Origin of the sequence: Glutamicibacter halophytocola (genome assembly GCF_001302565.1) — a bacterium.
GTDB lineage: Bacteria > Actinomycetota > Actinomycetes > Actinomycetales > Micrococcaceae > Glutamicibacter > Glutamicibacter halophytocola.
Genome location: NZ_CP012750.1, coordinates 3208247 through 3233117, shown reverse-complemented (window position 1 = coordinate 3233117; position 24871 = coordinate 3208247). Strand labels below are relative to the sequence as shown.

Here is a 24871-nt window from a genome sequence, read left to right as displayed (position 1 = left end):
TGCGAATCCACCTTTCTTTGCGCCCGGGCCGCTGGCCTACTGCTCCACGAGTGGCAGATGGACCAGCGTCCGCTGGCCGTTTTGGACCATGAAGCCTCGGCCCGGCGGGAATTCGTGGCGCTTGACCCGCGGGAAGGGCACCTTGAACAGCGAGTCCCCGTCGTAGGCGTCGGGCTTGAGCGCGATGCCGTGCCGGCTGGACTTCAGCTCGCCGAGCAAGCCGAAGCTGGAGGAGAACTGGTTGATGTCGCCGTCGGCCACCAGGAAATGGTCGGAGCGGTTGATGGCCTTGAGCAGCTCCTTGAGCGGACGCTCGGCATCCGAGTCGCCGAACTCGCTGAAGTTCTCGATCACAAAGACCATCTTGCCGGGCATGGACTCATCGGCGACCATGTCCACCATGTCCTTGGCGAACTGGCGGGCTTCCGCCGGGCCCGAAGCCGTGCCGTTCCACATCCGCCAGGTGCGCAGCTCGGCGCGACGCCCGCCGATGTGGAAGAACTGGGTGGCCGGGTTGGCCCGCTCCAGGGCGGTGACCATGGCGCGCAGCGCGGTGGTCTTGCCGCTCTGCGGAGGGCCGGCGATGACAAAGGATCCGATCGGCTCGAAACCGCACGGGCCCAGTGTCGCATCCGAGAGGCCGATGACCGGTTGCCCCTGGAACGAGTCCGGAAGCAGTTCGGCGGAAAACTCCTGGGGCAGGGCTTCGACGCCGGCGGCCTGCGGGGCCCCGGAAGCGCGCAACTCCTGCGCCCAGCTGGTGGTCAAAGCCGTTTGCTCGGCCACGTTGGCGGTGCCGCCGAGCACCGCGATCTGCGCCTCGTGGCCCTTGACGATGGCGCGTCCCGGGACGCTGCGTTCGCTGAGCACATCCTTGGCCACCCCCAGCACGTTGTAGGCCTGCTCGTCGGCCATGCGCAGCACCACGCGCTGGGTGATGTTCGCGCTGATCGCGGTGGGCACGGCGCCGAAGCGGTCGGCGGTGGTGACCACGTGCACGCCCAGCGGGCGGCCTTCGCCCACGATCCGCATGAACACCTGGTAGAACTCGCCGCGGCCGTGGCCCAGTTCCCAGTCGCTGCGGAACTGGCCGAAGCCATCGATCAGCAGGAAGATGCGCGGCTCGGAGATGTTGCCGGTGACCTGGCGGTATTCGCTCAAGTTCGCGGCGTTCGCAGCCGCATAGCGGGCGGAGCGCTCATCGAGGTGCTCGGAGAGGATGCGGAAGACGCGCTGGATGCGCTCCACGTCATCGCCGCCGATCACCGCGCCGACCTGCGGCAGCGGATCCAGCGAGCGCAGCGAGCTGGTGCCGAATTCCAAGGCGTACACCGCGGCGGTGCCGGCCGATGGGTTGGCACCGGCCGCGAGCGCGATGCTGCGCAGAGCCGCGGACTTGCCGGCGCCGGAGGTGCCGTAGATCAGCAGGTGGCCGTCGGTATCCGGTTCGAACCAGGCGGTCTGCTGGGCCTGGTGCTCGGGGATGTCGGCCAGGGCCAGCGGGATCTTGCTGTCCGAGTCCGGGGCCAGCTCGCGCAGGTCCACGGTGGCCGCCAGGTCATCGAGCCAAGGCCGGCGCGGGGCCGGAATGCCGGCGCCATGGGAGGCGGCGATGAAGCTGGAAACCAGGCGCTTTTGGTCGTTCGGCCCGCTGTTCTCCTCGATATGCTCGCTGGCGGATTCGGGCTGCTCCCAGACGCGGGCGCCACCAAAGCGCAGGTCTTCAACGCGCACCTCGGCGGCCTCGGGCTCATCGGTGGTCCAGCCGCCGGCATAGCCGGACTGGAAGGGCACCAGCCGGCCGGGACCGGTCTTGGCGATGCCGCGCCCGGGCAGCGAGGGGTCGAAGCCCGCGGCGATCGGGTCCTCCACCACGTCGTTGGAGTCCGCGGCGTCGGCCATGCGCAGGGCCACGCGCAGGTTGGTATTGGCGCGCAGGTTGTCCTTGATGACACCGGCCGGGCGCTGGGTGGCCAGGATCAGGTGGATGCCCAGGGAACGGCCGCGCTGGGCGATGTCCACCACGCCGTCCACGAACTCGGGCACCTCGCCGGCCAGGGCGGCGAACTCGTCCACCACCAGCACCAGGGCCGGCGGGGTTTCCGGGTCCTGGCGCTTTTCCAGCTCCAGCAGGTCCTTGGCCTTCTTGCGGTGGAAGAGCTTCTCGCGGTGGTGCAGCTCGGCACGCAGGCTCATCAGCGCGCGGCGGACCAGGTGCGGGGAGAGGTCGGTGACCAGCCCGACGCAGTGCGGCAGCTCCACGCAGTCGGCGAAGGCCGAACCGCCCTTGTAGTCCACGAACAGGAAGGTGACCCGGTCCGGGCTGTACTCGGCGGCCATGGCCAGCACCCAGGCCTGCAGGAATTCGGACTTGCCCGAGCCGGTGGTTCCGCCCACCAGCGCGTGCGGCCCCTGGGTGCGCAGGTCCAGGCTCATCGCATCCGGTGTGCCCTGGCCGATGTAGGCGCGCAGCGTGCCGGCGCGCTTGAGCCGCGGCCTGGAACCGGTGGCGGCGCGGTCGATCACCGAATTGTTCTGCTTCCAGCGCTCGAGCACCGCCTCGGGGGACTCGGCCAGCTCGGTGCCCAGAACCCGCAGCAGCGACACCGAGTCGGGGATATCCGAGGAGTCGGGGATCAGCGAGCTGGAGTCCACCACCGGAGCCAGCCGGCGGGCGAAGTGCTCGGCATGCTCGCGCGAGACTCCTTCCACGGTGACCCTTCTCGCTTCCTCGCCGGCCCGGACCCACCCGACCCGTGCAGCGTCCAATCCATCGGTGACATCGAGGAATGTGCGGCAGGCCGCGGGCAGGGACTCGACGGTGGGGGCCACGAAGATCGTGTAGATGCCCACGGCCGGGCCGCGCTCGATAATCTGCGAGAGCCGGGCGCGGTCCACCGGGGCGTCATTGCTGACAAAGAGCACCAGCGAGAGGTCCTTGGCTGGCGGAATCTTGGAATTCTGTTCGCCGACCTCCTTGCCCATTTCCATGGAGGAATCATTGGTGGCCAGCGGGCCCAAGCGGTAGGAGGACGGGTCGTTGCGCCGGGCGATCAGCTCTTCGAGTGCGTTGAGCAGCACCGTGCCCGAGGGCTGGGTGTCGGCCATGGCGATATTGGCCAGCGGGGAGCGCGGGCCGGTGGTGTGCGGCAGCCACTTGAACCATTCCAGGTCCTCGGTCCAGGCCGGGTCGATGATCGCCGCGGTGCACAGGTCGTTGGGCGCATGCAGGCCGAAGAGCTGCACGGCCAGCGCGCGCAGGGCGTCGGCGGCCTCGATGCGCGGCCCGGCGATGCCGATGGCCCCGGCGGCGGGCAGCAGCTCGATGATCGGGACATCGTCGATCATCCGGTATTTCTCGGTGAGCTGCTCCACCCGTTCCACATAATCTTGCAGCCCGGACCGGTCGGAGAGCTCGGCGACGGTGGTGCGGCTGCGCGCGGAGCCGGAGCCCAATCTCAGCGAGAGGTAATTCCAATGCTCGGGGCGCCGGGTCCACAGCAGCGGGCCGAGCGACTCGGCCTGCTCGAACACCGTGGCGGTGGCCGGGGCCTCGCTGCGCCGGTGCGCCCGCTCGGCTTCCTCCCCGTCCTGCAGGGCATCTTCGAGCTGCTCGAATTGCCGCTCGAAGGTCTCGATTTCCAGCCGCAGCTTGTTGTTGTTCTGGGTGCGCTGGCCGATCAGGTTGCCCAGCATCATCAGCGGGGAAATCAGGACCACGATCAGCGAGAGCACGCGCTGGGTCAGCGAGAAGATGGTCAGGCCCATGATCATCGGGGCGAAGATCATCGGCCAGGGGAAGAGCTTGGGGGTGGCTTCCTGCGGAATCGCGGGGCGGGGCAGCTCCTGGCCCGGATGGCGGATTTCCACGCGGGGGGAGCGGTTGAAGATGATCGAGCCGCCCTTTTCGTGCACCGGGGACTGCCCGGTGGTATGCCGGGGCAGCAGCTCGAAGTAGACATCGGTGGCGCCGAGGGTAATGAGCTGCCCGGGGATCACGGCCACCCGCTGCACCAGCCCGCCATCGACCAGGATGCCGTTGGCGGAGTTCAGGTCCACGAGCTCGATCTTGCTTCCCACCTCGATGCGGGCATGCTTGGTGGAGACCAGCCGGTCGTTGAGCACGACGGTGGATTTTTCCGAGCGCCCCACCGTTGAGGTGCCCGCGGGCAGCGCAAACGCCATGCCGGCATCCGGCCCGTTGGCGATGCGCAGCACCGCGGCGGCCGAACCGCCCGAAACGAAGGCATCGGTGGTCGGCACGACCTCGATGGCGAACCCGGAGCCGAGCTCGGCCTCGGCCAGCAGGGTCTGCGGGTCCAGCTGCACCGGCGCCGTGCCGGCGGCCGTTGCCAGCAAGGTGGGGCGCTCCGGGGACTGTCCGCCAGCCAGGGCCCGCGCCGCGTCGCCCACCGTGGCGGTGGCATCGCAGGTCATCACGATATCGACGGTGCTGTGGTCCTGGCGCCTGAGCGTGGCCTTGATTTTCACTGGTCGGTCTCCTGGAAAGTGATGCGGAAGGATCGGCTGCCAACGTGGACGATGTCGCCGTCGTTGAGGTTCACCCGGGTCCGGGACGAGATGTTATAGGGAGCGCCGGAAGCCACGGTGATCTGGGTTCCGTTGCCGGAGTCCAGATCCATGACCCACACGCTCATCCCGTCGCAGCCGAAGGCCAGATGGGTTTTGGACAACAGGCGCTGGGGATCCTTCAACGCGATCAGCAGCTCGTTGCCGGCACTGCCCTGGGCTTGCGGAGCCCGGCCGATGAGCCCGGATTCGGGCACCGGGATATATGAGCCGTCATCGAATGCGAAGGCCGCGCGCCGGATGACTCCGCCGAAATTCTCCGGCGCCGCATGCCAATCGCTGTTCTGCGCGCCGATGATGCCCGCAGTGGACCTTGGGCGGGAGGGCAGCGAAAGCTCGTCCAGCTCGGCCCCGCCATCCACCGTGCCCAGCGAGGGCAGATGCTCGGAGACATCGCGTTCGGGCCGGGCGAGCAGATACTCTGCCCGGGCCAGCGCCCGCGGATTGGTGGGGTCCAGCCCATTGCGGACATCCACCACGAAGGTTTGGGCGATCTTGTCCAGCCAGCTGCGGCCGTGCTCCTTGTCGAACAGGCAGGAGAGCAGCAGCAATGCCGGGCCGATGACCGGGAGCAGATGGCTGAGCAGGAAGACCAGGCCGGCGACCAGTACGCGGGCGAATCCAGGGGCCTGGAACGTGCCCAGGTGCGCCGAGCGCAGGCGCATGGCGGATTTGCCCGGGGAACTGCCCTTGCGGCTGTTCATCGAGATCAGCACGATTGCATAAACCAGCATGAGCAGGGCGCTGACTGCGCTCAGTACCAGAGGAACCGTTGAGAAGGCGCCGCTGACCAGGAAGATCACCAAGCCGATGCCTGCAGGCAGCAACGCGGCCAACGCCACGGCGTAGTCAATCAGGTAGGACCAGATGCGCAAGCGAGCATCGGCCGGCCGCATTCCGAGTATGCGGGATTTGGCGAGGGTTGCTGCGACGACGTCCATAGGATCTTTCTACTTCAATGGGATATTGGTCCGCCACGGGGACTTCTCCCCATTGTATTAAAGCCATTTGCCACATTAGCGTAGATTCCGTTACCTGCCATTGCGGTCCGAACAACGGGCTTGCTGAATTCTTGAGGAGAATAGTTATGACTGATTTCAAGGCCAATTACGGTGAAATGGAAGCCATGGCGTCGAAGCTGGATACCGGCCGCGATGACCTGGACGGCATTCTGGACCAGCTGCACTCCGGCATCGACAAGCTGCTGGGCGAGGATTTCACCACCGAGCACGCTTCGGGCCAGTTCGGCGAGGGCTACAAGGAATTGGACCAGGGCCTGAAGAAGGCTTTCGAAGGCATCAACGACATGGCGACGGCACTGCGCGACATGATGTCACAGATCCAGGACACTGACCGCGGAATGGCCGGACAGTAGTCCCATTTGCTTTCGGGCTAATGTGGCCGCCTTTGAATGTTGCGGGCGGCCACATTTTTCTTGCACCGAGTGATCTTTGAACACTGAACTGACCTGCAGCCTTTTCGCAGGATACCTAAGGAGTCGTTTGAACCATGGCCGAAGAGATCTATTTGGCTCGTCTGGAAGAAATCGTCACTGAGCTGGGCAATAGCATTAAAGATTTCGAGAATGCTTCTGACTTTGCCAAGGGAATGGCCGACTCCGTTGGAGACCCCATGGGCAAGGGCGATCTGAAAGACAGAGTCAAGGATTTCGAGGACAACTGGAACAATACTCGAGGTGACCTCATCAAGAATCTTGACGGAGTGCATACCGGCTTGAAGGACATCAAGGACGGATTCGAAGAGTGGGACGTGGAAACTAAAAAGGCCTTCTTGAATTCACGCGCCTCCGACGCTCCCAAAGAAGCCTAGTAGACAGAGAGTTGACGATATGACCTTGGAATCGCCAAAGGGCACACCCCTGCAGCTCATCGCTGGTAGTCCCGACGACCTGCTCCGGAGCGCCAACGACTTGATCACTTCGGGCGAAGAGATGGAACGCACTGCGAACAGGCTGGAAGACATCAGCAACGGAACATCGGATCTGAAGTCTGACGCCATCGCCAAGCTGCGCGAGAATGCCGGAGACGTGTTTCCCGAATTGCGCAAGGCGGCCATCAGATATGACGGTACCGGCCAGGCCCTGAAGAAGTATTCGTATGCATTGGACCGCGTCCAAGGTGCGCTCCAGATGTGCACCGCTGAGGGCGGAGTGGATTCATACACGACGCTCAGCGGGCTGATCACGGATATCGAGGATGCACATCAAACCGTGCAAACCAAGAAAAACGAGGAAGACACTGCCAAGGGAGCGGTGGACGATGCTGACGGGTTTCTTGGCTTCAGCGAAGGGACCGACGAGGAAAAAGCGGAAGCCAAGAGCGACCTGACGAACGCCACAAACGCTCGCGAAGAAGCCGAAGACGAACTGCGCAAACTTTGGGGCAAATTCGATGGGCGGGTTTCGTATTGGGAAGATGCCTACGACGAGGCTGTGGGCGAAATCGAGGATGCCTTCAAAGCAGCGGACAACGATGATAAATTCCTCTCCACGCTAGGTACGATCCTCGGCTGGGTTGCCGTAGGTGTGGGCATCGCAGCGTTATTCATTACCTCTCCGGTGTGGGGACCGATTGCTTCGGCTATAGCGGTGATCGCAGCGGTAGCCGTGCTGGCCATCGAAGTCATCAAAATGGTCCAAGGCGACGGGGATTGGACCAGCCTGCTAATTGCGGTCGTCGGAATCATCCCCTTCGGACGCCTTGCCGGAAAGGCCATATCCGGTTTCAGCAAGGCCTTCCCAAATGGGATCAAGTTGGGAGCCAAGGCTGGGCCGCGGAGCATTTTCAAGGCCTTCACCAAGACGCGTTCCAGTACTGGGCGAGGCATTGTCAGGTCCTCCATCAAAAAGGCGACCAAGCGCCCGAAGAAAACGACAATTCGCGGGAACCGTTATACAAAGTCAAAGATCCGGCGCAGTAACCGCAAGATCGAGAAGAACTACCAACAGACTGTATCCGGGAAGACCAAGGGATACATGGATGGATTCAAAAAAGAGTTCAAAGGCGACTGGAAGACGTACGTGAAGTATGTCTCGGAGGGCGGTGCAACAAAGCACCGGGCGATGGCTGAGTACATTCTGAAGCACCCAGACGACATGGGCCCCCAGGCCAAGATTTGGGCGGAAAAGATTGTGAAGCATGGGAAATGGGAAGATCGCGGAAGCGTCGTGGTAACCGCGCCTCCTGGCATCTGGGACCTGACTCGCGAGAAGTAGCTTCAGCGGAGGGCAATCCGTAAAGTGAACATTCGAGCCATATTTTGATACTGCGGGAGAAACGATGAGCGCAACAGAATCACCATCGATGTCGCGTCCCCGGGGCATTGGATACAGCCTGCTGTATCCGGCAGGCTGGCGTGAATTCAATACCAGTGTGGAACACGAACAGGCATTGACAAAGCTGGTGACGGCCGAGCCTAAAGCCCTTGGGCGCGCAGACCTGGTATTGATGCTTCGAAAGCAAATGCACCAGATGTTCGAGTACTTGCGCCGCCGCGGATCACTAGGCTTCGCAATGCCGGTCGAGAAACTCGCCACGGGGGCAATGCCTGCTTCCGTGATCATGACCCCGCTTAAGGTGGGCTCCAACGGTACTTTGCTGGATGCTGTGCGAAAGGCCGCAGGCAGCAACCAGATCGAAATCGAGGATGCTGACGGAGCAGACTGGTATCTATGGTCTTCTGCGGAGCGTTCCGTCGATGCGCCAGAGCTCAAGAACAATGGCTTGAATTTGGTTGTTCCACGTCCTCTGCCCGATGGGAGCATCGATCCGGATCCAAAAGCCGGACTGTGGATGCTCTATTCATACCTCCACGTTGATGCGGAGAATGGCGATGAATTTGCCGAAGGATTAAGGTCGCTAGGCTTGTCAATACTGGGAACTTTCAAGTGGGTGCCAATGCAATGACGACATATGAGATTGAACCGGACCTGGAATTATGGATTCCAGTACCCCGCTCGTTTCCCGAAGATAGTTGGGACACCGCGGAACAATGGGCGCAAGACCTCGCGGAAATAGCCATCCCGGAAGACCCTGATCTGCGGCAGGTTTATCAGCAAATGGCCTTGGATGTGGCGAATAACCAGGTAGCAGAAGCCGAACATACGCTTTGGTATTCGCCTGAAGACGGACACGCAATGGGCACAGCTCACCTGATGGTGTTGGACGACGACCCTGAAAAGAGCTTGGCGGAACTGGCGATGCCGGGCTATGAGTCAGCAACACCTATTCAAAGCAGCGAATACCAATCGGATTCGGTTGGCCAGATTCTCCAGTTGACGGCGGTCATAGCGATGGAAGTGCCGTCAGAAGACGATGGCTCTGCGGTTATGCCCGCTGTAGGACATGTGAGGACTGCCGCTCGTTCGCACGGACTGCTTTTCCTGCTTGAAGCTTACGATGCGGAACTGTCCACATTAGGTTTCATGATGGACCCGATGATTGACTTTTTCGAAGCCGTTACCTTCGTCGACGATGAACTCGATAGCGAAATGGATGAGAATTGAATACTGCCAGAGACAGGCTCCCTAAACACAAAGAGTTTGTGACTTCCTCCCTGCATCTATATCCCCGGATTGACAAGTCGTTTAGCCTGTTGCTGCTGGGGGCGATCCTTTGTTTCCTGGGGATCTATCTGATCGCGAATGACTTGCCATCGACATCAAGCTACCTAGCCCAGATTATTTTGCAAGGAATTCCTACAGTAGTCGGCGCCATACTCGTCATTTTCGGCGTCGTCGGACTTGTCACCGCTTTAAAAGGAGTGGCGCGCAAGGGCAACGAAGCGATCGACCTGAAAGTCAAAGCCAGCGGCATAACGGTTCGTGGCGGCCACAAAATCAGTTGGGATTCGGTTACCTCGGTGACCGGAATCGAGCATGTCAATAATGCGAAGGTCCAGGTCCTCTGGGATCGAGCTGATCTGAACCGGTCGTTGGACATTTACGTTAACGAACCATTAGACGGGCCAGTAGAAAAGTCCAAGGATGGAAACCCATGTGTTCGGGTTTCGCTTCGCCATTACCCTGCCGTCGAGTATCGAACCCTCTACGAGGAGATGCTGGACCAATTCGAAAGACGCGGCATACCCCTCGCATTCAAGGCACAGCCGACGCAGTTCTAAATCCCGCGTTCGCCGCTCTTTAGACAAGCTCCTGGCTGAACGGAAGCCCATGGAGCTACGGTGTAACATGCAGGGCATCATTCATGCAACTCATAGTCTCGGGTCATTCGAATAGTTGGGAGAAACCTCGGACTAGCGTTCCTGCCGGGAGCCTACAGTGCTAATGGGACGGGTTTGGCCATCACGCAAGAAACCGCGATGCACTATTTGAGCCTGTTGTCTTTGCCGGCGGCGAGGGCTGAGAGAAATTAGATGAGCAAGCCAAATCCTGATCCGCACTTGTCCATTGGGTTCGTGACACAACCGTCCCACCACCTGCCGAGGCTGCGGAAAAGCCTGGTCCTTCTGGCTATCGGAGCTGTACTTGCCTACCTCGGTTACTACCTGATCAGCAACGACCTCCCCGAATCCTCCTCCCGCCGAGCTCAAATCGGCCTGCAAGGTATTCCAGCCGCACTCGGCGGAGCGCTACTGATCTTTGGAGCTATCGGCACGGCGACTGCCTTGGCCGGCCTCAAGCGCACTGGAGCTGAAGCTATCGACATGATCGTCGAGAAATCCGGAATTGTGGTGCGCGGAGAACGGCGGATCCCGTGGGAGTCCATCGAATCAGTCACCAGCATCCGGTATAAAAATGAGGCGAAGGTCAAGCTCCTGTGGGACCCGTCCCAGCTTCATCGTTCGCTGCTGCTGAAAGTCGCGGGCGACGCAGGCCTGCCCGGACGGCAAACCGCAGATGGCGGTCATAAGGTCAAGATCGCTTTGGTGCGATACCCCGAGGCGGACTATTCGAAGTACTTCAAAATGGCCATGGGCCAATTCCCGCTCCATGGCATCGCCGTGGAACACAAGACGAAGTGGATGCAAACGTGATAGCTGCCTGACACGCGGTGCATGGGAAAAGCCCGGTGCATCTTGGAGACCTCCAAGATGCGCCGGGCTTTTCCCATGGCGTGAGGCTACTTCTTCAGGTGGTCAACCAGCTGGGAAGCAATGCCGTTGTAGGTGCCCGGGGTCAGCGACTGCAGGCGCTGCTCGGCTTCAGCGGACAATCCGAGCTCGCCGACGAATTCCTTCAGGCGAGCTGCGTCCACGCGGTGACCGCGGGTCAGGTCCTTCAGGCGCTCGTAGGGGTTGTCCATGCCTTCGACGCCGGCAATGGCCTCGGCGCGCATGACCATCTGGATGGCCTCGGCGAGGACCTCCCAGTTGTGGTCCAGGTCGTCAGCCAGCACTGCCTCGGCCACGGACAGGCGGTCCAGGCCCTTGGCAACGTTGGAGATCGCCAGCACCGAGTGGCCGATGGCGGTGCCGATGTTGCGCTGCGAAGAGGAATCGGTCAAATCGCGCTGCCAGCGGCTGGTCACCAGGGTGGATCCCAGGGTGTCGAGCAGGCCGTTGGAGATCTCCAGGTTGGCTTCCGCGTTCTCGAAGCGGATCGGGTTCACCTTGTGCGGCATGGTCGAGGAACCGGTGGCGCCTGCCACTGGGATCTGTGCGAAGTAGCCGATGGAGATGTAGCTCCAGACATCGGTGCACAGGTTGTGCAGGATGCGGTTGAAGCGGGCGATGTCTGCGTAGACCTCGGCCTGCCAGTCGTGGGATTCGATCTGGGTGGTCAGCGGATTCCACGTCAGGCCCAGATGCTCGACGAAGCTCTTGGAAATCTGCTGCCAGTCGGCGCTTGGAACCGAAGCGTAGTGGGCTGCGTAGGTGCCGGTAGCGCCGTTGATCTTGCCCAGGTACTCGGTCTTCTCGATGCGGTCCAGCTGGCGGGTCAGACGCCATGCCAGCACTGCCAGTTCCTTGCCCAGGGTGGTTGGGGTAGCTGGCTGGCCGTGGGTGCGCGAGAGCATCGGGACTTCGCGGGAATCTTCAGCCATCTTGGCCAGCTGTGCGACAAGGTCGCGGGCTGCTGGAAGCCAAACGCTGGTCACGCCGCCCTGGACGCCCAGAGCGTAGGAGAGGTTGTTGATGTCTTCGGAGGTGCAGCCGAAGTGGACCAGCGGCTTGAGGTTGCCAATGCCGATAGCTTCGAGGCGGTTGGCGATGTAGTACTCCACTGCCTTCACGTCGTGAACGGTCACCGCTTCGATCTCTGCCAGTTCCTTCACGGAATCAGCATTGAAGTCGGTGACGATCTTGCGCAGCGCAGCCTTCTGCTCATCGGAGAGCGGCGAGGTGCCTGGAAGAACGGAGTTGTCGGTCAAGTGGATCAGCCATTCAACTTCAACGTGAACGCGATCGCGGTTCAAAGCCGCTTCGGAAAGGTAGTCAACCAGCGGTGCCACGGCGCTGCGGTAGCGTCCGTCGAGGGCAGTCAGTGCCAGTGGTTCATTAGCAAGGGAAGTGCGCGCAATCTCAGCCATACCCATATTCTTCCATTCCTTGCCCGCCTTCACATCTTTTACTTCATGCAGGTTTCCACATCGAGGGCCATTCCCGCTCTGATTCGTGGCTTCCACGGCCATGATGGGCAACAGAATTCGAATGACGAGGAGCAGGAAAATGATGTTCTCAGCAACATTGGACTCGATGGCTTTTCAGTTGGATGATGCCCAGAAAACCACCCGTTTTGCCATTGCGCAGCTTGATTCCATTGGTTCGTTGACTTGGAAATCTGCGGCGGGCCGGGCCTTTTATGACCGGGTCTTGGAGCTAAGCACCTGGTTGGAGCAGCTGAACCGGGAGCTGGCGGAAGCCGAGTCGTATGTGGGTGCCGCAACCCGGGAAATCCAAGAACTGGAGTTGCAGATCTTGCAGCAGAAATTGGCATCCTGACCATGGGATATGACGTCAATTACAACCAGCTCGATTACGCGCAAGCGCATGAAATCTGCCGGCAGGTAACTCGAGAACTTGCTGGGGTTCGCGAGCAAGTTCTGGCCGCGCTGCGCATCGCGGCCAGATGCCAAAATGAACTGGCCGCGGTCGGCATGGCTGCCGGCACGATGGTGCGAAGCCCCAGCTTGGATGCGCTGGATCTGCAACTGCGCGTTGGAATGATGCAGGCAGGTTCCTTGGCTATCGAGAGCCAAGAGCTGACCGAGGCCATGGGGCAGGCCGGGCAGAATTACGAGTCCGCCGAGAACCGGGTAGAACACCAGATTCTTGCTTCTACCTTCGTGCAAAAAGTTGGCGAGGTCATTCAAGATATCCGGAACAACAATATGCGTCCTCCCACCGTTCATATGGAGACCATTCTGCGTTTGCTGATGATCAGCCGCCCTGACCTGGCGCTGGGGTGGGACAAGAGCTTTGGGGATCAGGTTGAACACCAGACCAAGGAACTTGCCGAGTTCATCCGCTACTTCAGTTCACACCGGGATACCGACATAGTCATTACGGAGCAAGACCCTGTGCAGCTAGTGCAAGTGAGCGGAGGGATGGAAAGCTACTTCGAATTACACAGCATGCTCGAAGGCCAGGGTCCCGAAGAAAACGGGAAATTCATGGTGGTGGAGGCCGACGAGAATACCTATGTGGTGATCCTTCCAGGAACTCAAGAAAGGGATGGATTCAAGAATGGCTTTGATGAGTGGGGAATTGTCGACGGATTAGGTCGTGAATCGGAGAACTACGTAGGAGTCATCGATGAGGCCATCGAAGCCAGCGGCGCCAGGGAAGGAGATGAGATCATCCTTTCCGGCTACTCGCAGGGCGGGATTCACGTGGCCCAACTGATGAGGAACAAATTCTTGAATCGCAAGTACAAGATGAACAAGATGATCACGCTGGGATCGCCGATTGGAAATATCGACATTCCCGATCATGTACGCAGCCTGTCGATCGAGGATTCGAGGGATATGGTCCCTGGAACCGATGGAACACCGAATAAGAATCGGGGCCGGAACCATTTCACGACGATCTTTGATGGACCGAAGGAGACGATCAAGCCGCAGCTCGAGGAGCATTCTTTGTTCGGCACACCGCATCAGCTCAAGAACTACGGCGATCACCTGCGCGAATTGGATGAAAAGCCGAAACCTGAAATCCAAGAGCAGCTCCGGCAGTTTCACCTGCCACGGGCGCCATTGAAAGCCAGGAAATTCAAGATAGAACGCGTTCGGCGTCCAAAGGCTAAGCGGGACCAGCAAGAAACGGTGCAAAAGCTCAAGACAATGGCTCCGCCTCACTGACCCTTTCCGAACGCAAAAAAGGAGTGTGGTTTCCGATACGGAAACCGCACTCCTTTGGCTCACGGGGCGTACCGCCGTTGCTAGTCCCTGTCGCTCTTGACGAACAGTCCCAGGACCGCCGAGACAATCGCAATGATGATGGTGCCTGCAATGGCATCCCACCAGAAATTTTCAATAAGCAGCTCGATGGGAGTGAAGCTGGTCAGCCACGATGTCAGCAGGAGCATCAGCGCGTTGATCACGATGGTGAACAAGCCCAGCGTCAGGCAGGTGATCGGCAAGGAGAAGAACTTGACGATGGGGCGGACCAGGGCGTTGACCAGGCCAAAGATGACTGCAACAACCAGATACGCGACTGCGGTGTTGACTGCTCCGTCACCGACAGCGTGAATCTGCAGGCCGGGAACGATCCAGACAGCGGCCGCGAGGGCCAAAGCATTGATGATGACTCGAATGAGGAAGCTCATGCTTTAACTCTGTCATAAAAAGCTGAGACAGGTATGTGGATCGGATGTAATCAGGCCCCAGATGGAGGATACGCTTTAGCTATGACTGAGAATCCGGTGACCCAGGACCAGGTGCAGCCACGCCCCGTCGTTGCACGTTTGCCAAAATACGCTGCGGGTAAGCCGCCAGCATCTGTAGAAGGCATGGCCGCCTTCAAATTGTCATCGAACGAGATCCCGTTTGGCCCACTGGATACCGTGCAACAGGCAGTGATTGAGCAAAGCAGCTTGAATCGCTATCCAGATCCGTTGTCGACCAAGTTGCGCGAGGCCCTTTCAGAGTATCTGGACGTTCCCGCCGAGGATATTGTCACGGGTGCCGGGTCGCTCGGCGCCTTGACCCAGATTCTGAGCACCTTCGCAGGGCAGAACGAAGACGGCATCCAAGATGAGGTGATCTACGCCTGGAGATCTTTCGAGGCTTACCCGATCCTCGTTCAGTCTGCTGGCGCGCTTCCCGTGGAGATTCCGCTGCTGGAAGATGGACGCCACGATCTTGAAGCGATGATTGCCGCCGTCAACGAAAACACGTCGATCATTTTGCTGTGCACGCCGAATAACCCGACCGGACCCATCCTGACTCAGGCCGAAGTTGATGACTTCTTGGCACGAGTACCCAAAAACGTCCTGGTGGTCCTGGACGAGGCGTATATCGAGTTTGTGCGCGATGAGAAGTCGGTGGATGGACTTCATACCTACAACGAACATGAGAACGTTGTGTTGCTCCGCACCTTCTCCAAGGCTCACGGCCTGGCGAACCTCCGCGTAGGGTACTCGGTGGCCCACACGGAAATCACCAACAATCTTCGTGTGATGGCCACGCCTTTTGCCGTATCCAGTGTTGCCGAGGACGCGGCGGTCGCATCGCTGTCGCAGATTGACCGGGTGCTCGAACGCGTTGATTCCTTGGTTCAAGAGCGTGAGCGCGTGGTGGCAGCGCTAAAGGAACAGGGCTGGAAGATTCCTTCAACCCAGGCGAACTTCGTCTGGCTGCCTTTGGGGGAGAATACTGGCCAGTTCGTTGAGCGGGCGAATGCGGTGGCGCTTTCGGTGCGCGGTTTTGCCAATGAAGGCGTGCGGGTATCGATTGGTGAAGTGGAAGCGAACGATCGATTCATCGAGCTGTGCAAGGAATCACTGTACTTGGCGCATAGCTGATTGGTGCTGTTGTCTCGCGTTTTAGCAGTCAATGGCTATAGGCTTAGGAGTTAGACAAGCCGTATATGTCCCATGCGGAATGTATTCCGTGTGGGGCATATTTAAGATCAAAGGAAGATATATGACGCGTGCTGCGACTGAGGCGACGGAGACGGATCTGATTCAGATCTTGACCCCGGACGGCCAGCGTCACTCCCACGAAACGTACGATGCGTATCTGGGTGACGTTGACGATCAAATGCTCCGCGGTTTCTACCGGGACATGGCATTGACCCGCCGGTTCGACCAGGAAGCCACAGCACTGCAGCGTCAGGGCCAGTTGTGCCTCTGGGTTCCACTGCGTGGCCAGGAAGCCGCGCAGATCGGCTCGGGCCGTGCTACCCGTCCGAACGACTACATCTTTCCGACCTATCGAGAGCACGGAGTCGCCCTGACTCGCGACGTGTCTTTCTCGGAGATGCTTCGCCTCTTCCGCGGTATTTCCGGTGGAGGGTGGGACCCTCGGGAAAATAACTTCCACATGTACACCATGGTTCTTGCCGCGCAGATGCCTCATGCGGCCGGATACGCCATGGCCTTGAACATGGAACAGCAGGGCTGGGACGAAGAACGGCGCGCAGCCGAGGGCAACGCCGTCGTGGCCTACTTCGGTGACGGGTCATCGACGGAAGGCGAAACCCACGAGTCGATGGTGTTCGCCAGTTCCTTCGACGCGCCAGTGGTGTATTTCTGCCAGAACAACCAGTGGGCCATCTCGGTTCCCTTCGAAGTGCAGTCCAAGGTTCCCCTGGTAAACCGCGCGGCCGGCTACGGCATGCCCGGCGTCCGCGTAGACGGCAATGACGTCTTGGCAGTGCTCGCTGTGACCCGCTGGGCCCTGGAGTACGCCCGCAGCGGCAAGGGACCGGTGCTTATTGAAGCTGTGACCTACCGCCTGGGCGCGCACACCACCGCGGATGATCCCACCAAGTACCGCATGAGCGAAGAAGAGAAGCAGTGGGCGCCGAAGGATCCGCTGATCCGCCTGGAAACCTACCTGCGCGACAACAACCTGGTTGATGACGCATTCTTTGAACAGCTCGCTGAAGATGCTGACGCGATGGCCGCCAAGGTCCGCGAGGACGCCATGGCATTCCCTGTCCCGCCATTGGCGAAGTCCTTTGAGCAGGTGTACGCGGAAGCGCACCCGTTGATCAAGGAAGAACTGGCGTGGCACCTGGAATATGAAGCCGGATTCGCAGATGCGGCCGAGGGAGAGCAGTAAATGACCACCACAATGACCCTGGCCAAGGCCATCACCACTGGCCTGGACAAGATCCTGGAATCCGATGACAAAGCTTTGCTCATGGGCGAAGACATCGGACGCCTCGGTGGCGTCTACCGCATCACCGATGGGCTGATCGACAAGTACGGAACCCACCGGGTCATCGACTCGCCATTGGGAGAGGCCGGCATCGTCGGCACCGCCGTGGGCATGGCCCTGCGGGGCTTCAACCCGCTGGTGGAGATCCAATTTGATGGATTCGTCTTCCCGGCCTTCAGCCAGATCACCACCCAGCTGGCCAAAATGCATGCCCGCTCAGAAGGACGCCTGACCGCCCCAGTGGTCATCCGCATCCCCTACGGCGGCGGCATCGGCTCCATCGAGCACCACTCCGAATCCCCGGAAGCGCTCTTTGCCCACACCGCAGGTCTGCGCATTATCACCCCGTCCAACGCCCATGACGCCTATTGGATGATCCAGCAGGCAGCAGCCTGCCAGGACCCGGTGATCTTCTTCGAGCCAAAGCGCCGCTACTGGCTCAAGGGCGAGGTGGATACCGAAACGCCGGCCTTGGACGCCTTCAAAGCACAGGTGGTTCGCCCCGGCACTGATGCAACCATCGTGGCCTACGGGCCCCTGGTTCCTATTGCCCTGGCCACCGCAGATGCGGCGTTGGAAGATGGCCGAAGCATCGAGGTGATCGACTTGCGGTCGATTTCTCCAATCGACTTCGACACCATCACCGAATCGGTGCAGAAGACCGGACGGCTGATCGTCACCCACGAAGCCCCGACCTTCGGTGGCATCGGCGGCGAAATCGCAGCCCGGATCACCGAGCGCGCCTTCCTTTCCCTGGAAGCACCGGTGCTGCGCGTCGGCGGATTCCACATGCCCTACCCGGTATCCAAGGTCGAGTCGCAGTACCTGCCTGACATCGACAAGTTGCTCGAAGCCCTCGACCGGTCATTCGCTTACTAAAGCGGGACCCAAGGAGTAGAAATGACAGTTTTTAACCTCCCCGATGTGGGCGAAGGCCTGACCGAAGCAGATATCGCCTCGTGGAAAGTCAAGGTGGGCGATACCGTCGAGGTCAACCAGATCTTCGTCGAGATCGAAACCGCAAAGTCGCTCGTTGAGCTGCCGTGCCCTTTCGCAGGTGTCGTCACCGCGCTGCATGCCGCCGAAGGCGACACCGTCTTGGTGGATCACCCGCTGATCAGCATCGACCAGGACGGCAACGCCGCACCTCCAACCGGTGTGCCAGAACCGGCGGAAGCACTGAACACTGCAACCCCGCAGGCTTCGGAAGAACCTGGCCCGCTGGTCGGCTCCGGGCCCACCGCGGACTCGTCGGTACGCCGCCAGCGCACCAGCCGTCCGGCCCCCTCGGCCGCAGGCACCCGTGCCGCAGCGGTGCGCACTTCCGGTTCGGCACTGGCGGATACCATCTCCCGACGTGCCCAGTCGCTGGGCAGCGTCGTACGCGAAGAAGTGGACCGCCGCAAGCCTGCGGTGGCGAGCTTTGTCGACCGCGTGCTGGCCAAGCCCCCGGTGCGTCGCCTGGCCAAGGAACTGGGCATCGATATCAATGATGTTGTCGGCACCGGTACCCAGGGCGAGATTACTCGCGAAGATGTGAACAGCTACCAGGCCCAGCGCGAGGCCGAGCATGCGGCAGCGCCAACCTACTGGGCGCACGGCCAGCTGGCCGACGCCCGGGTCGAGCGCACTCCGGTGCGCGGCGTCCGCAAGGCCACGGCCAAGGCCATGGTCGATTCGGCCTTCACCGCACCGCATGTCTCGATCTTCGTTGACGTGGATGCCAGCCGCACCATGGAATACGTGCAGCGCCTGAAGAAGTCCCGAGACTTCGAAGGCATCAAGGTTTCGCCGCTGCTGGTGCTGGCTCGTGCAGTCATCTGGGCCGCGGCACGAAACCCGTCGGTGAACGCCAGCTGGGTGGAAACGCCAAACGGGGCCGAAATCCACCAGAAGCGATTCATGAACCTGGGCATCGCCGCAGCCACCCCGCGTGGCCTGCTGGTCCCGAATATCAAGGACGCCCAGAACCTGAACATGAAGGAACTGGCCATTGCCCTGAACGAGTTGGCCACCACGGCCCGTGCTGGCAAGACTCGTCCAGAGGATATGCGCGACGGCTCGCTGAGCATCACCAACATCGGCGCGCTGGGCATTGATACCGGCACCCCGATCATCAACCCGGGCGAGGTGGCCATCGTTGCCTTCGGCACCATCCGCCAGAAGCCATGGGTTGTAGACGGCGAGGTGGTTCCGCGCTGGATCACCACACTGGGTGGGTCTTTCGACCACCGCGTAGTCGATGGCGACCTTTCGGCCCGCTTCATGGCTGACGTTGCTTCCATCCTGCAGGAACCGGCAATGCTGCTCGACTAGCAAACCGCACTGGCACCCCCGGGGAAAAACTTTGAAAAGTTTTTCCCCGGGGGTGTCACAGTTAAAGCTCCTGAAACGACGTATCTATTGAGGGCATAAAAATTGCCGTGAACGCCGAAAGAACGGGAGCAATGCCATGCGCATGAACTTGAGCAAGACCCACAAGAAGGGCTACGCAGCTGTCTTGGGACTGGAATCCTATGCCAGTTCCGCGGTGCCCAAGGAACTCTATGAACTGGTCAAGCTCCGTGCATCAATCCTCAATGGCTGTTCTTTCTGCACGGACATGCACTCGCATGATGCGATGAACATGGGCATTCCTGCAGCCAAGCTCTTCGCCGTGGCCGCGTATAACGATTCGCCTCTATTCAACGACGCAGAGCGTGCTGCCCTGCGATTGACCGACGAGGTCACTCGACTGGATGCAATGCACGGTGTGAGCGACGAGGTATTCAACGACGCGGCCGAAGAATTCAGCGAAGAAGAAATCGGAAACCTGATCTTGGCCATTGCCACGATCAACGTTTGGAACCGCATCGCCATCACCACTCAGCTCGAACCACCAGTACGCGGTTAATGGCAGGACCTGCTGATACGATCGGGCGCGTGGAACAACGCGATGCCCGCATGGCGCTGGAGCAATGGCAAGAGGCCAAGCCCCGGCTGACGATGCTGGCCTACAACATGCTCGGCGTGTGGGCTCAAGCGGAAGACGTGGTTGCCGCAGTCGGTGAACAGGTTTTCAAGCTTGAGCCCCATCAGGTCGCCGCAGTGGAGAACTGGCCAGGGTTCCTCACCACGCTGACGACTCGCCGATCCATTGATGTGCTGCGCTCGGCCCAGCATCAGCGCACCGACTATGTCGGCTCCTGGCTTCCCGAGCCGATCGACCAGAATGCGCTGCCCGAAGAGGCCGCGATCAACGATTCGATGCTGCGGCTCGGCGTCCTGTTTCTGCTCGAGGAGCTCTCAGCCCAGTCCCGGGCTGCCTACGTGCTTCACCATGCCCTGGGATATACCGCTGCCGAAATCGCCCCGGTCTTGGAAACCTCGCCGGCAGCAGTGAGGCAATTGCTCAGCCGCGCCGCCAAGAAGCTCGGCCAAGCCCAAGCCCCGCAACTTGAAGTCTCCCGTGTCGCGTCTCTCCTGACCGAGATCGTACAAGCCATCCATCGTGCCGACATCAACGGGCTGGTCAGGTTGCTGGCCCAGGACGCGGTGCTCTACTCCGACGGCGGCGGGAAGGTGCGTGCCGCGCTTAATCCGGTCTATGGCGCGCAAAAGATCGCTCGATTCATGATTGGGGTGGATCGAAAGAACCCTGGGCGCCGTATCTGCACCGGCCACATCAATGGCGAGCCGGCTTTGCTGTTCGCCATGGAGGGCAGGGAAGACGTGTTGGTCATTGATGTTGTCTCGGGATCCATCCAGCGCATCATGCAAGTTTCGAACCCCGATAAATTAGGCAGGGCCGGGCGCAACTGGACTGAGTTGCAAACCTAGGAGTACCCCGAGGCGAACCGCAATAGTTAGTCAACGCACTGTTGATACAGTAGATTTCATGACTCGCTTCAGCCGTGGACGACCACTTCGCTACACTGTTTTGCTGGCCAGTGCGGTGGCCATGGCGGGCACCCTGGGCATTGGCACGGTCAGTGCTCCGGTGCAGGGCGCCGTCTGGGCAGCTTCCACTGATTCTTCTGAACCGGTATACCCGTCGTCGTCGCCAAGCAGCGAGTCAGACGACAAAGACACCATCTTGATCCCCTCGGTCACTGCCCAAGAAGGCAAGTTCTACCTGGCCGTGACGGATGCAGCGATCGATGACATCGATTCACAAAAAATCATGGACGCAGTCCGTGAGGCAGTGGATGGGCAAAACGCCAAGATTCTTCTCGGTGTAGATAAAAAGCCCAATAACCTCAAGGGCGCGAGCCAACTCGTCCGTGGCATGCTGATGTTCGGGGACAGCGACGCGCTCAGCGATGACTGGCTGGAGAACGGAAAAACCAAAGGCTACGTAGGCGAGGGCTGGATTGCGGTGGGCGTGATGCTTCCGGAATCGGCCGATGGGGAAGTCGAGGTTTTTGTTGATCCCGGGCGCAACGTCAGGGAAACCGAACCAGGCAGCCAAGACAAGATCCTGGAAGCTGGCAAGGCGGACTTTGAAGCTGGCGACTACACCGATGGAATCAGCGCTGTCGCGATGTCTGCCACTGAAAACCTTCGTGCCCCGCTGGATCAGAAGATCGCCTTGTCGATCGTCTTCGGAGTGCTGGCTCTCATCGTTGCCGTGCTCGTGTCCTTCGGGTTGCGCAAGAAGCGCCGCAATTTGCTGCAAGCGGCTGCCCAAAAGCGAACCAAACAGGCCGAACGCTGGGAATCCTCTATTCAGCAGGATCTTAATGCGCTTCGGCGCATTCCGGCCACGCGTTTTGACGTGCAGCCAGGAAATCGCAGCGCCCTGACCTTGCACGAAATCCAGGTGCAGCGAGAGCAGGCCCTTGCCAGCCATGATTCACACACAACCAGCCTCGTCGACACCAGCGCTGGTGCTGGAATTTCTGAAGCCCAGGCACAGCAACTTGAACAGCAGTCCGAACACCTTTCCCTGTTGCGCCGGGCAGTTGAGCTAGCTCGCAGCCTGCAGGGACCGGCCAGCAGCTCTGTGAAGTCGTGGAACCAGATCATTGAACAGCACCGAGGCGGGCTGGAGCTGTTGGTGCGGTTCCTCGACGGCGACGGGGCCGCCCAATTGGATATTGCCCCGCAGGTTCGCACGGCAATTGTCACCCACACCGATGCACTCGACCAGTTCCACGAACGAGCAAAGTCCAAGCCCACCGTGCAGCAGGCCGCCGAATTGCTGGAAGACCTGTGGGTGCTGCGCGACGAACTGGATTCATTGATGGATGGTGCCTTGGCTCAAGCAGAAGCAGCCCAGGTGAAGGCCGAGGCAAAGCTGGTTGAGCAAATGCGCTCCTTCCTGCCCAGCTCGGCAGCCAAAACCAACGATCCGATTTCGGTGCTCAGGACCTTCTGGCAGGATGGCGGGAAGCACTGATGGCCGCACGATTGATGCACGATTCGATGGGCCGACGCTTGCGCCGTCCCTATCATTGGACGGCTTTTGCAGCGATTTTTCTTGCTCTGGTGACCACCTTGCTGGGGGTTCGCGCCGGGTTCGCAGTGCACGCCGCCAGCGTGCCGCTGCCCTATGAAGTCACCGTCCAGATCAAGGGAAAACAAGATTTCAATATCACCCAGGAACACGTCGATGCGGAACTGGCTGCGCACCCAGTGCGTTCTTCGCAACCGCTGACCCTGATCCTGGTGGACCGTTGGCTGACCGGTGACGAAAAGCTGCGCGGCGAGATTCCAGATAACCAGATCATCATCTCTTCCAAGCTGGATAACTTTGAAACCAAGGATACGGATGTCGAGGAACGCTTTAGCGGAGTAGCGCTGGCCAGGAATCTTGCTGGCAGCGATGATGCGCATACCGACTTGAGCTACGACATCGAGAAGGCCTTCACCAAGAATGTTTCCGTAGGCCATGGATCCAAGGCAGTGGTCGCCGCCGCGCATACCGCGTCGGTGGTGCTGGATAGATCGGCGACGAGCTCGGTCATTTTCTGGTTCTCCGTGGTCGGACTTAGTGCCATGCTCACGGCGGCGTTTCTTGTTCCTGCGTTGCGCTTCCGTTCCCGGTGGGAATCGAGGCACCGTCGCCTGGCGGTGGCCCAGCGCAAGCTGGCCCGCGTGGTACTGGACTTGGAAGCATTGGAGGCCACATACGCCGCCACCGAGGCCTCGAGGCGTCCCGAAGGTTTCACCTCAGCATGGATGCAGCTGCAGAAGCTGTCGCTGAATGCCGCCCGCAATGAGGACCCATTGGTCGGTGCACTCTTTGACCGCGAGCAATGCCTGGGCAAGGAAACCGGCGAGAAGCTTGCGGCCTTTGAAGCCACCACGCGCAAGCTGACCGGCTTGGCTGACAGCCTCATGGGTGCCGGATCGGTGCATGCGCGCCTGGCCGGTACCGGTTCCACTTTCGACAAGCTGAGCAGTCCGATCAACGATGCGGCGACAGCGCTGCTGATTCGCCTCGAAGGCGCACCGGGAAAGATGGTTGCCGGCGCGGATCTGGCAGCACTTCGCGAGGCTTTGGGTACACTTCTCGATGCCGCCCAAGGCGATATCGAGCAGCTCGATGCGGTACAGGCGTGGTCTGCCGCCGAAGAACAGCTTTCACGTATTGCCCATCGGCTGATCCGGCAGCTGCGCCGCTACCCACATGGGAAGCGGCCGCCCATCCCGGAAGTGGGCGCGGAGCATAACCAGCTGCGCTCGACCTTGGGCTTGGCACCCGTCTCGCAGCACGGCGCCCTGCATCAGCTGCATGTCGCCAACAGCGTGGCTCGTTCAATTCTCGGCGATACGCTCAGCGCCGACCAGAAGCAGAAGCCGAACGCGCAACAGGCCTCCTTGCCAGCGCGGCTGCTGGCCAAGCTGGCTCAGGCACGGCCCCATGGCAAAGATGAACCCGGGAAACTTGGCCGGGCCAAAATCATTGGCTTGCTCGCGGTGCTGCTATGCGCCAGCCTCATTGCTGCGGGAAGCATCGTGTACTCGGTGACCAAAAAACCGCAGGCAACCTACGATGGGTCGGGCCAAGGCATGTTCTTGGAATTCGATGACAAGGCCGGTTTGATTGACGAGGCCGAGATCCGCCGGTACATGGAAGAAGACTTCGAGGTAGAACAGCACCTGTTGGTAGCCGTTCGCGACGCGGAATCCTATCTGGAGCTGCACAACAGGGATGGCTCGGAATATCGCGAGTCAACGCCTCAAAGCGTGCGGCAGGCCATTTGGAGGATCAAGAACGAATACAAGGATCGGATGGATCCAGTAAGCCAGGAACTGCCCGAAAACCTGACAATTATTCCGTTGCTGATCACCGACGAAGGCAAGGGGATCATGCCCGGCCTGATATCAGGTGCTGTCATCAGCGGGACTGCCTCGTGGGGATCAACTAGCGGTTGGGAGTACGGAAGCATCTATGAATCCCGATACCCGTCGATGGAAGTGGCCCATGCGGCCGAGGACTTCGCGACGGTGCTCAAACGCGCTGGATATGAAGAACCTGACTACAACGCGACGTTGTTGTTCTGGATCCTCACGTTCATGTTCTTCTTCACGGTGCTCAACCTGATCCAACTGGTTCAGTACCTGTTGGGTGCCACCTCGCGCTTCAACCGGTTCTCCCGCGGTTCGCGCTCGCTGCAACAGGCACGGCGGCGGTTGGAGCGCTTGGCCCTGGGCCTGGACGATTCGCAGATCAACGCCGTAGCTGTTTTGGGTGCCTCGGAGTCGGGGCATGCTGATGAAGCGGGGCAGCGTCTCTTCGAACGCGCGCTGATGATGGCTTGGCGCGAAGCCGAGGAACTGTCCACCATGAGCCTGTCCGAGCGTCTTGGCTCGGGTTATGCCGCACGGGCTGATCATTTGCAACGCCTGGTCGCCCTGCTCGATGAACGCGATGCAGACGTGGCCAAGCGTGCCCGCGACCTGGTTCTGGCCAGCCGCGGGGCCGGCGGGGATGCGCCGCAGCCGGTGGTATTGCCGGGGCAGCAGTAAGCGCTACCCCGGCAGCC

21 protein-coding genes are annotated in these 24871 nt (G+C 60.4%); 17 read left to right on the top strand and 4 right to left on the bottom strand.

All coding sequences use genetic code 11. The features are described from left to right. Positions 1 to 36: 36 nt before the first annotated feature. Both AOZ07_RS14975 and AOZ07_RS14970 read right to left on the bottom strand, forming a co-directional pair. Positions 37 to 4491: an FtsK/SpoIIIE domain-containing protein gene (locus AOZ07_RS14975; protein WP_060702710.1), complete on the bottom strand. Its 4455-nt coding sequence runs from the start codon at positions 4489 to 4491 to the stop codon at positions 37 to 39. Further along, positions 4488 to 5531 carry an RDD family protein gene (locus AOZ07_RS14970; RefSeq protein WP_060702709.1) on the bottom strand — a complete coding sequence of 348 codons (1044 nt, stop codon included), beginning with the start codon at positions 5529 to 5531 and terminating at the stop codon, positions 4488 to 4490. The genes AOZ07_RS14975 and AOZ07_RS14970 overlap by 4 nt, the downstream gene beginning before the upstream one ends. A 146-nt stretch (positions 5532 to 5677) precedes the next feature. On the opposite strand from AOZ07_RS14970, the gene AOZ07_RS14965 reads away from it, so the two are divergent. From AOZ07_RS14965 to AOZ07_RS14935, 7 genes are all read left to right on the top strand, one after another. Then, the gene (locus tag AOZ07_RS14965; RefSeq protein ID WP_060702708.1) at positions 5678 to 5965 is read left to right on the top strand and encodes a WXG100 family type VII secretion target; all 288 of its coding nucleotides are present in this window, start codon (positions 5678 to 5680) and stop codon (positions 5963 to 5965) included. 134 nt (positions 5966 to 6099) lie between these two features. Next, positions 6100 to 6420, top strand: a complete 321-nt coding sequence (locus tag AOZ07_RS14960) for a hypothetical protein (protein WP_060702707.1) — start codon at positions 6100 to 6102, stop codon at positions 6418 to 6420. 19 nt (positions 6421 to 6439) lie between these two features. Further along, a complete protein-coding gene (locus AOZ07_RS14955) occupies positions 6440 to 7825 on the top strand; it encodes a hypothetical protein (RefSeq protein ID WP_060702706.1) in 1386 nt (461 codons plus the stop codon). A 64-nt stretch (positions 7826 to 7889) separates the two neighbouring features. Beyond that, the gene (locus tag AOZ07_RS14950; protein WP_194943689.1) at positions 7890 to 8516 is read left to right on the top strand and encodes a hypothetical protein; all 627 of its coding nucleotides are present in this window, start codon (positions 7890 to 7892) and stop codon (positions 8514 to 8516) included. Continuing rightward, positions 8498 to 9115 carry a hypothetical protein gene (locus AOZ07_RS14945; RefSeq protein ID WP_171920454.1) on the top strand — a complete coding sequence of 206 codons (618 nt, stop codon included), beginning with the start codon at positions 8498 to 8500 and terminating at the stop codon, positions 9113 to 9115. Before AOZ07_RS14950 ends, AOZ07_RS14945 begins: the two co-directional genes overlap by 19 nt. Positions 9116 to 9153: 38 nt before the next feature. Next, on the top strand, positions 9154 to 9732 hold the full coding sequence (locus tag AOZ07_RS14940) for a hypothetical protein (protein WP_171920453.1): 579 nt from the start codon (positions 9154 to 9156) through the stop codon (positions 9730 to 9732). A gap of 252 nt (positions 9733 to 9984) precedes the next feature. After that, on the top strand, positions 9985 to 10605 hold the full coding sequence (locus AOZ07_RS14935) for a hypothetical protein (protein WP_060702702.1): 621 nt from the start codon (positions 9985 to 9987) through the stop codon (positions 10603 to 10605). Between the two features lie 86 nt (positions 10606 to 10691). Here the strand turns inward: AOZ07_RS14935 and purB are convergent, their stop codons facing one another. Then, positions 10692 to 12101, bottom strand: coding sequence for an adenylosuccinate lyase (gene purB, locus AOZ07_RS14930; protein WP_060703501.1), 1410 nt, complete (start codon positions 12099 to 12101; stop codon positions 10692 to 10694). Between the two features lie 139 nt (positions 12102 to 12240). Here purB and AOZ07_RS14925 point away from each other — a divergent pair, with 139 nt between their 5' ends. Together AOZ07_RS14925 and AOZ07_RS14920 are read left to right on the top strand one after the other, a co-directional pair. After that, on the top strand, positions 12241 to 12513 hold the full coding sequence (locus tag AOZ07_RS14925) for a hypothetical protein (RefSeq protein WP_171920247.1): 273 nt from the start codon (positions 12241 to 12243) through the stop codon (positions 12511 to 12513). A gap of 155 nt (positions 12514 to 12668) precedes the next feature. Then, complete coding sequence (locus AOZ07_RS14920) at positions 12669 to 13871, top strand: class I SAM-dependent methyltransferase (protein ID WP_194943688.1); 1203 nt, start codon at positions 12669 to 12671, stop codon at positions 13869 to 13871. Between the two features lie 80 nt (positions 13872 to 13951). Here the strand turns inward: AOZ07_RS14920 and AOZ07_RS14915 are convergent, their stop codons facing one another. After that, entirely contained in the window at positions 13952 to 14338 is a 387-nt protein-coding gene (locus AOZ07_RS14915) for a phage holin family protein (protein ID WP_060702699.1), read from the bottom strand. Positions 14339 to 14419: 81 nt separating this feature from the next. Here AOZ07_RS14915 and AOZ07_RS14910 point away from each other — a divergent pair, with 81 nt between their 5' ends. The 8 genes from AOZ07_RS14910 to AOZ07_RS14875 all read left to right on the top strand — a co-directional run bounded on the left by AOZ07_RS14910 (position 14420) and on the right by AOZ07_RS14875 (position 24854). Continuing rightward, complete coding sequence (locus AOZ07_RS14910; protein ID WP_060702698.1) at positions 14420 to 15535, top strand: histidinol-phosphate transaminase; 1116 nt, start codon at positions 14420 to 14422, stop codon at positions 15533 to 15535. Positions 15536 to 15656: 121 nt separating this feature from the next. Beyond that, complete coding sequence (gene pdhA, locus AOZ07_RS14905; protein ID WP_060702697.1) at positions 15657 to 16799, top strand: pyruvate dehydrogenase (acetyl-transferring) E1 component subunit alpha; 1143 nt, start codon at positions 15657 to 15659, stop codon at positions 16797 to 16799. Next, positions 16800 to 17777 (top strand): alpha-ketoacid dehydrogenase subunit beta, encoded by a 978-nt coding sequence (locus AOZ07_RS14900; RefSeq protein WP_060702696.1) that lies wholly within the window; start codon positions 16800 to 16802, stop codon positions 17775 to 17777. It abuts the gene before it with no gap. Positions 17778 to 17798: 21 nt separating this feature from the next. Beyond that, the gene (locus AOZ07_RS14895) at positions 17799 to 19214 is read left to right on the top strand and encodes a dihydrolipoamide acetyltransferase family protein (RefSeq protein ID WP_060702695.1); all 1416 of its coding nucleotides are present in this window, start codon (positions 17799 to 17801) and stop codon (positions 19212 to 19214) included. Positions 19215 to 19350: 136 nt separating this feature from the next. Continuing rightward, complete coding sequence (locus tag AOZ07_RS14890) at positions 19351 to 19791, top strand: carboxymuconolactone decarboxylase family protein (protein ID WP_060702694.1); 441 nt, start codon at positions 19351 to 19353, stop codon at positions 19789 to 19791. Further along, complete coding sequence (locus AOZ07_RS14885; RefSeq protein ID WP_060702693.1) at positions 19791 to 20717, top strand: sigma factor-like helix-turn-helix DNA-binding protein; 927 nt, start codon at positions 19791 to 19793, stop codon at positions 20715 to 20717. Before AOZ07_RS14890 ends, AOZ07_RS14885 begins: the two co-directional genes overlap by 1 nt. 58 nt (positions 20718 to 20775) lie before the next feature. Then, the gene (locus AOZ07_RS14880) at positions 20776 to 22278 is read left to right on the top strand and encodes a hypothetical protein (RefSeq protein ID WP_060702692.1); all 1503 of its coding nucleotides are present in this window, start codon (positions 20776 to 20778) and stop codon (positions 22276 to 22278) included. Then, positions 22278 to 24854: a hypothetical protein gene (locus tag AOZ07_RS14875; RefSeq protein WP_060702691.1), complete on the top strand. Its 2577-nt coding sequence runs from the start codon at positions 22278 to 22280 to the stop codon at positions 24852 to 24854. Before AOZ07_RS14880 ends, AOZ07_RS14875 begins: the two co-directional genes overlap by 1 nt. Positions 24855 to 24871: the final 17 nt, after the last annotated feature.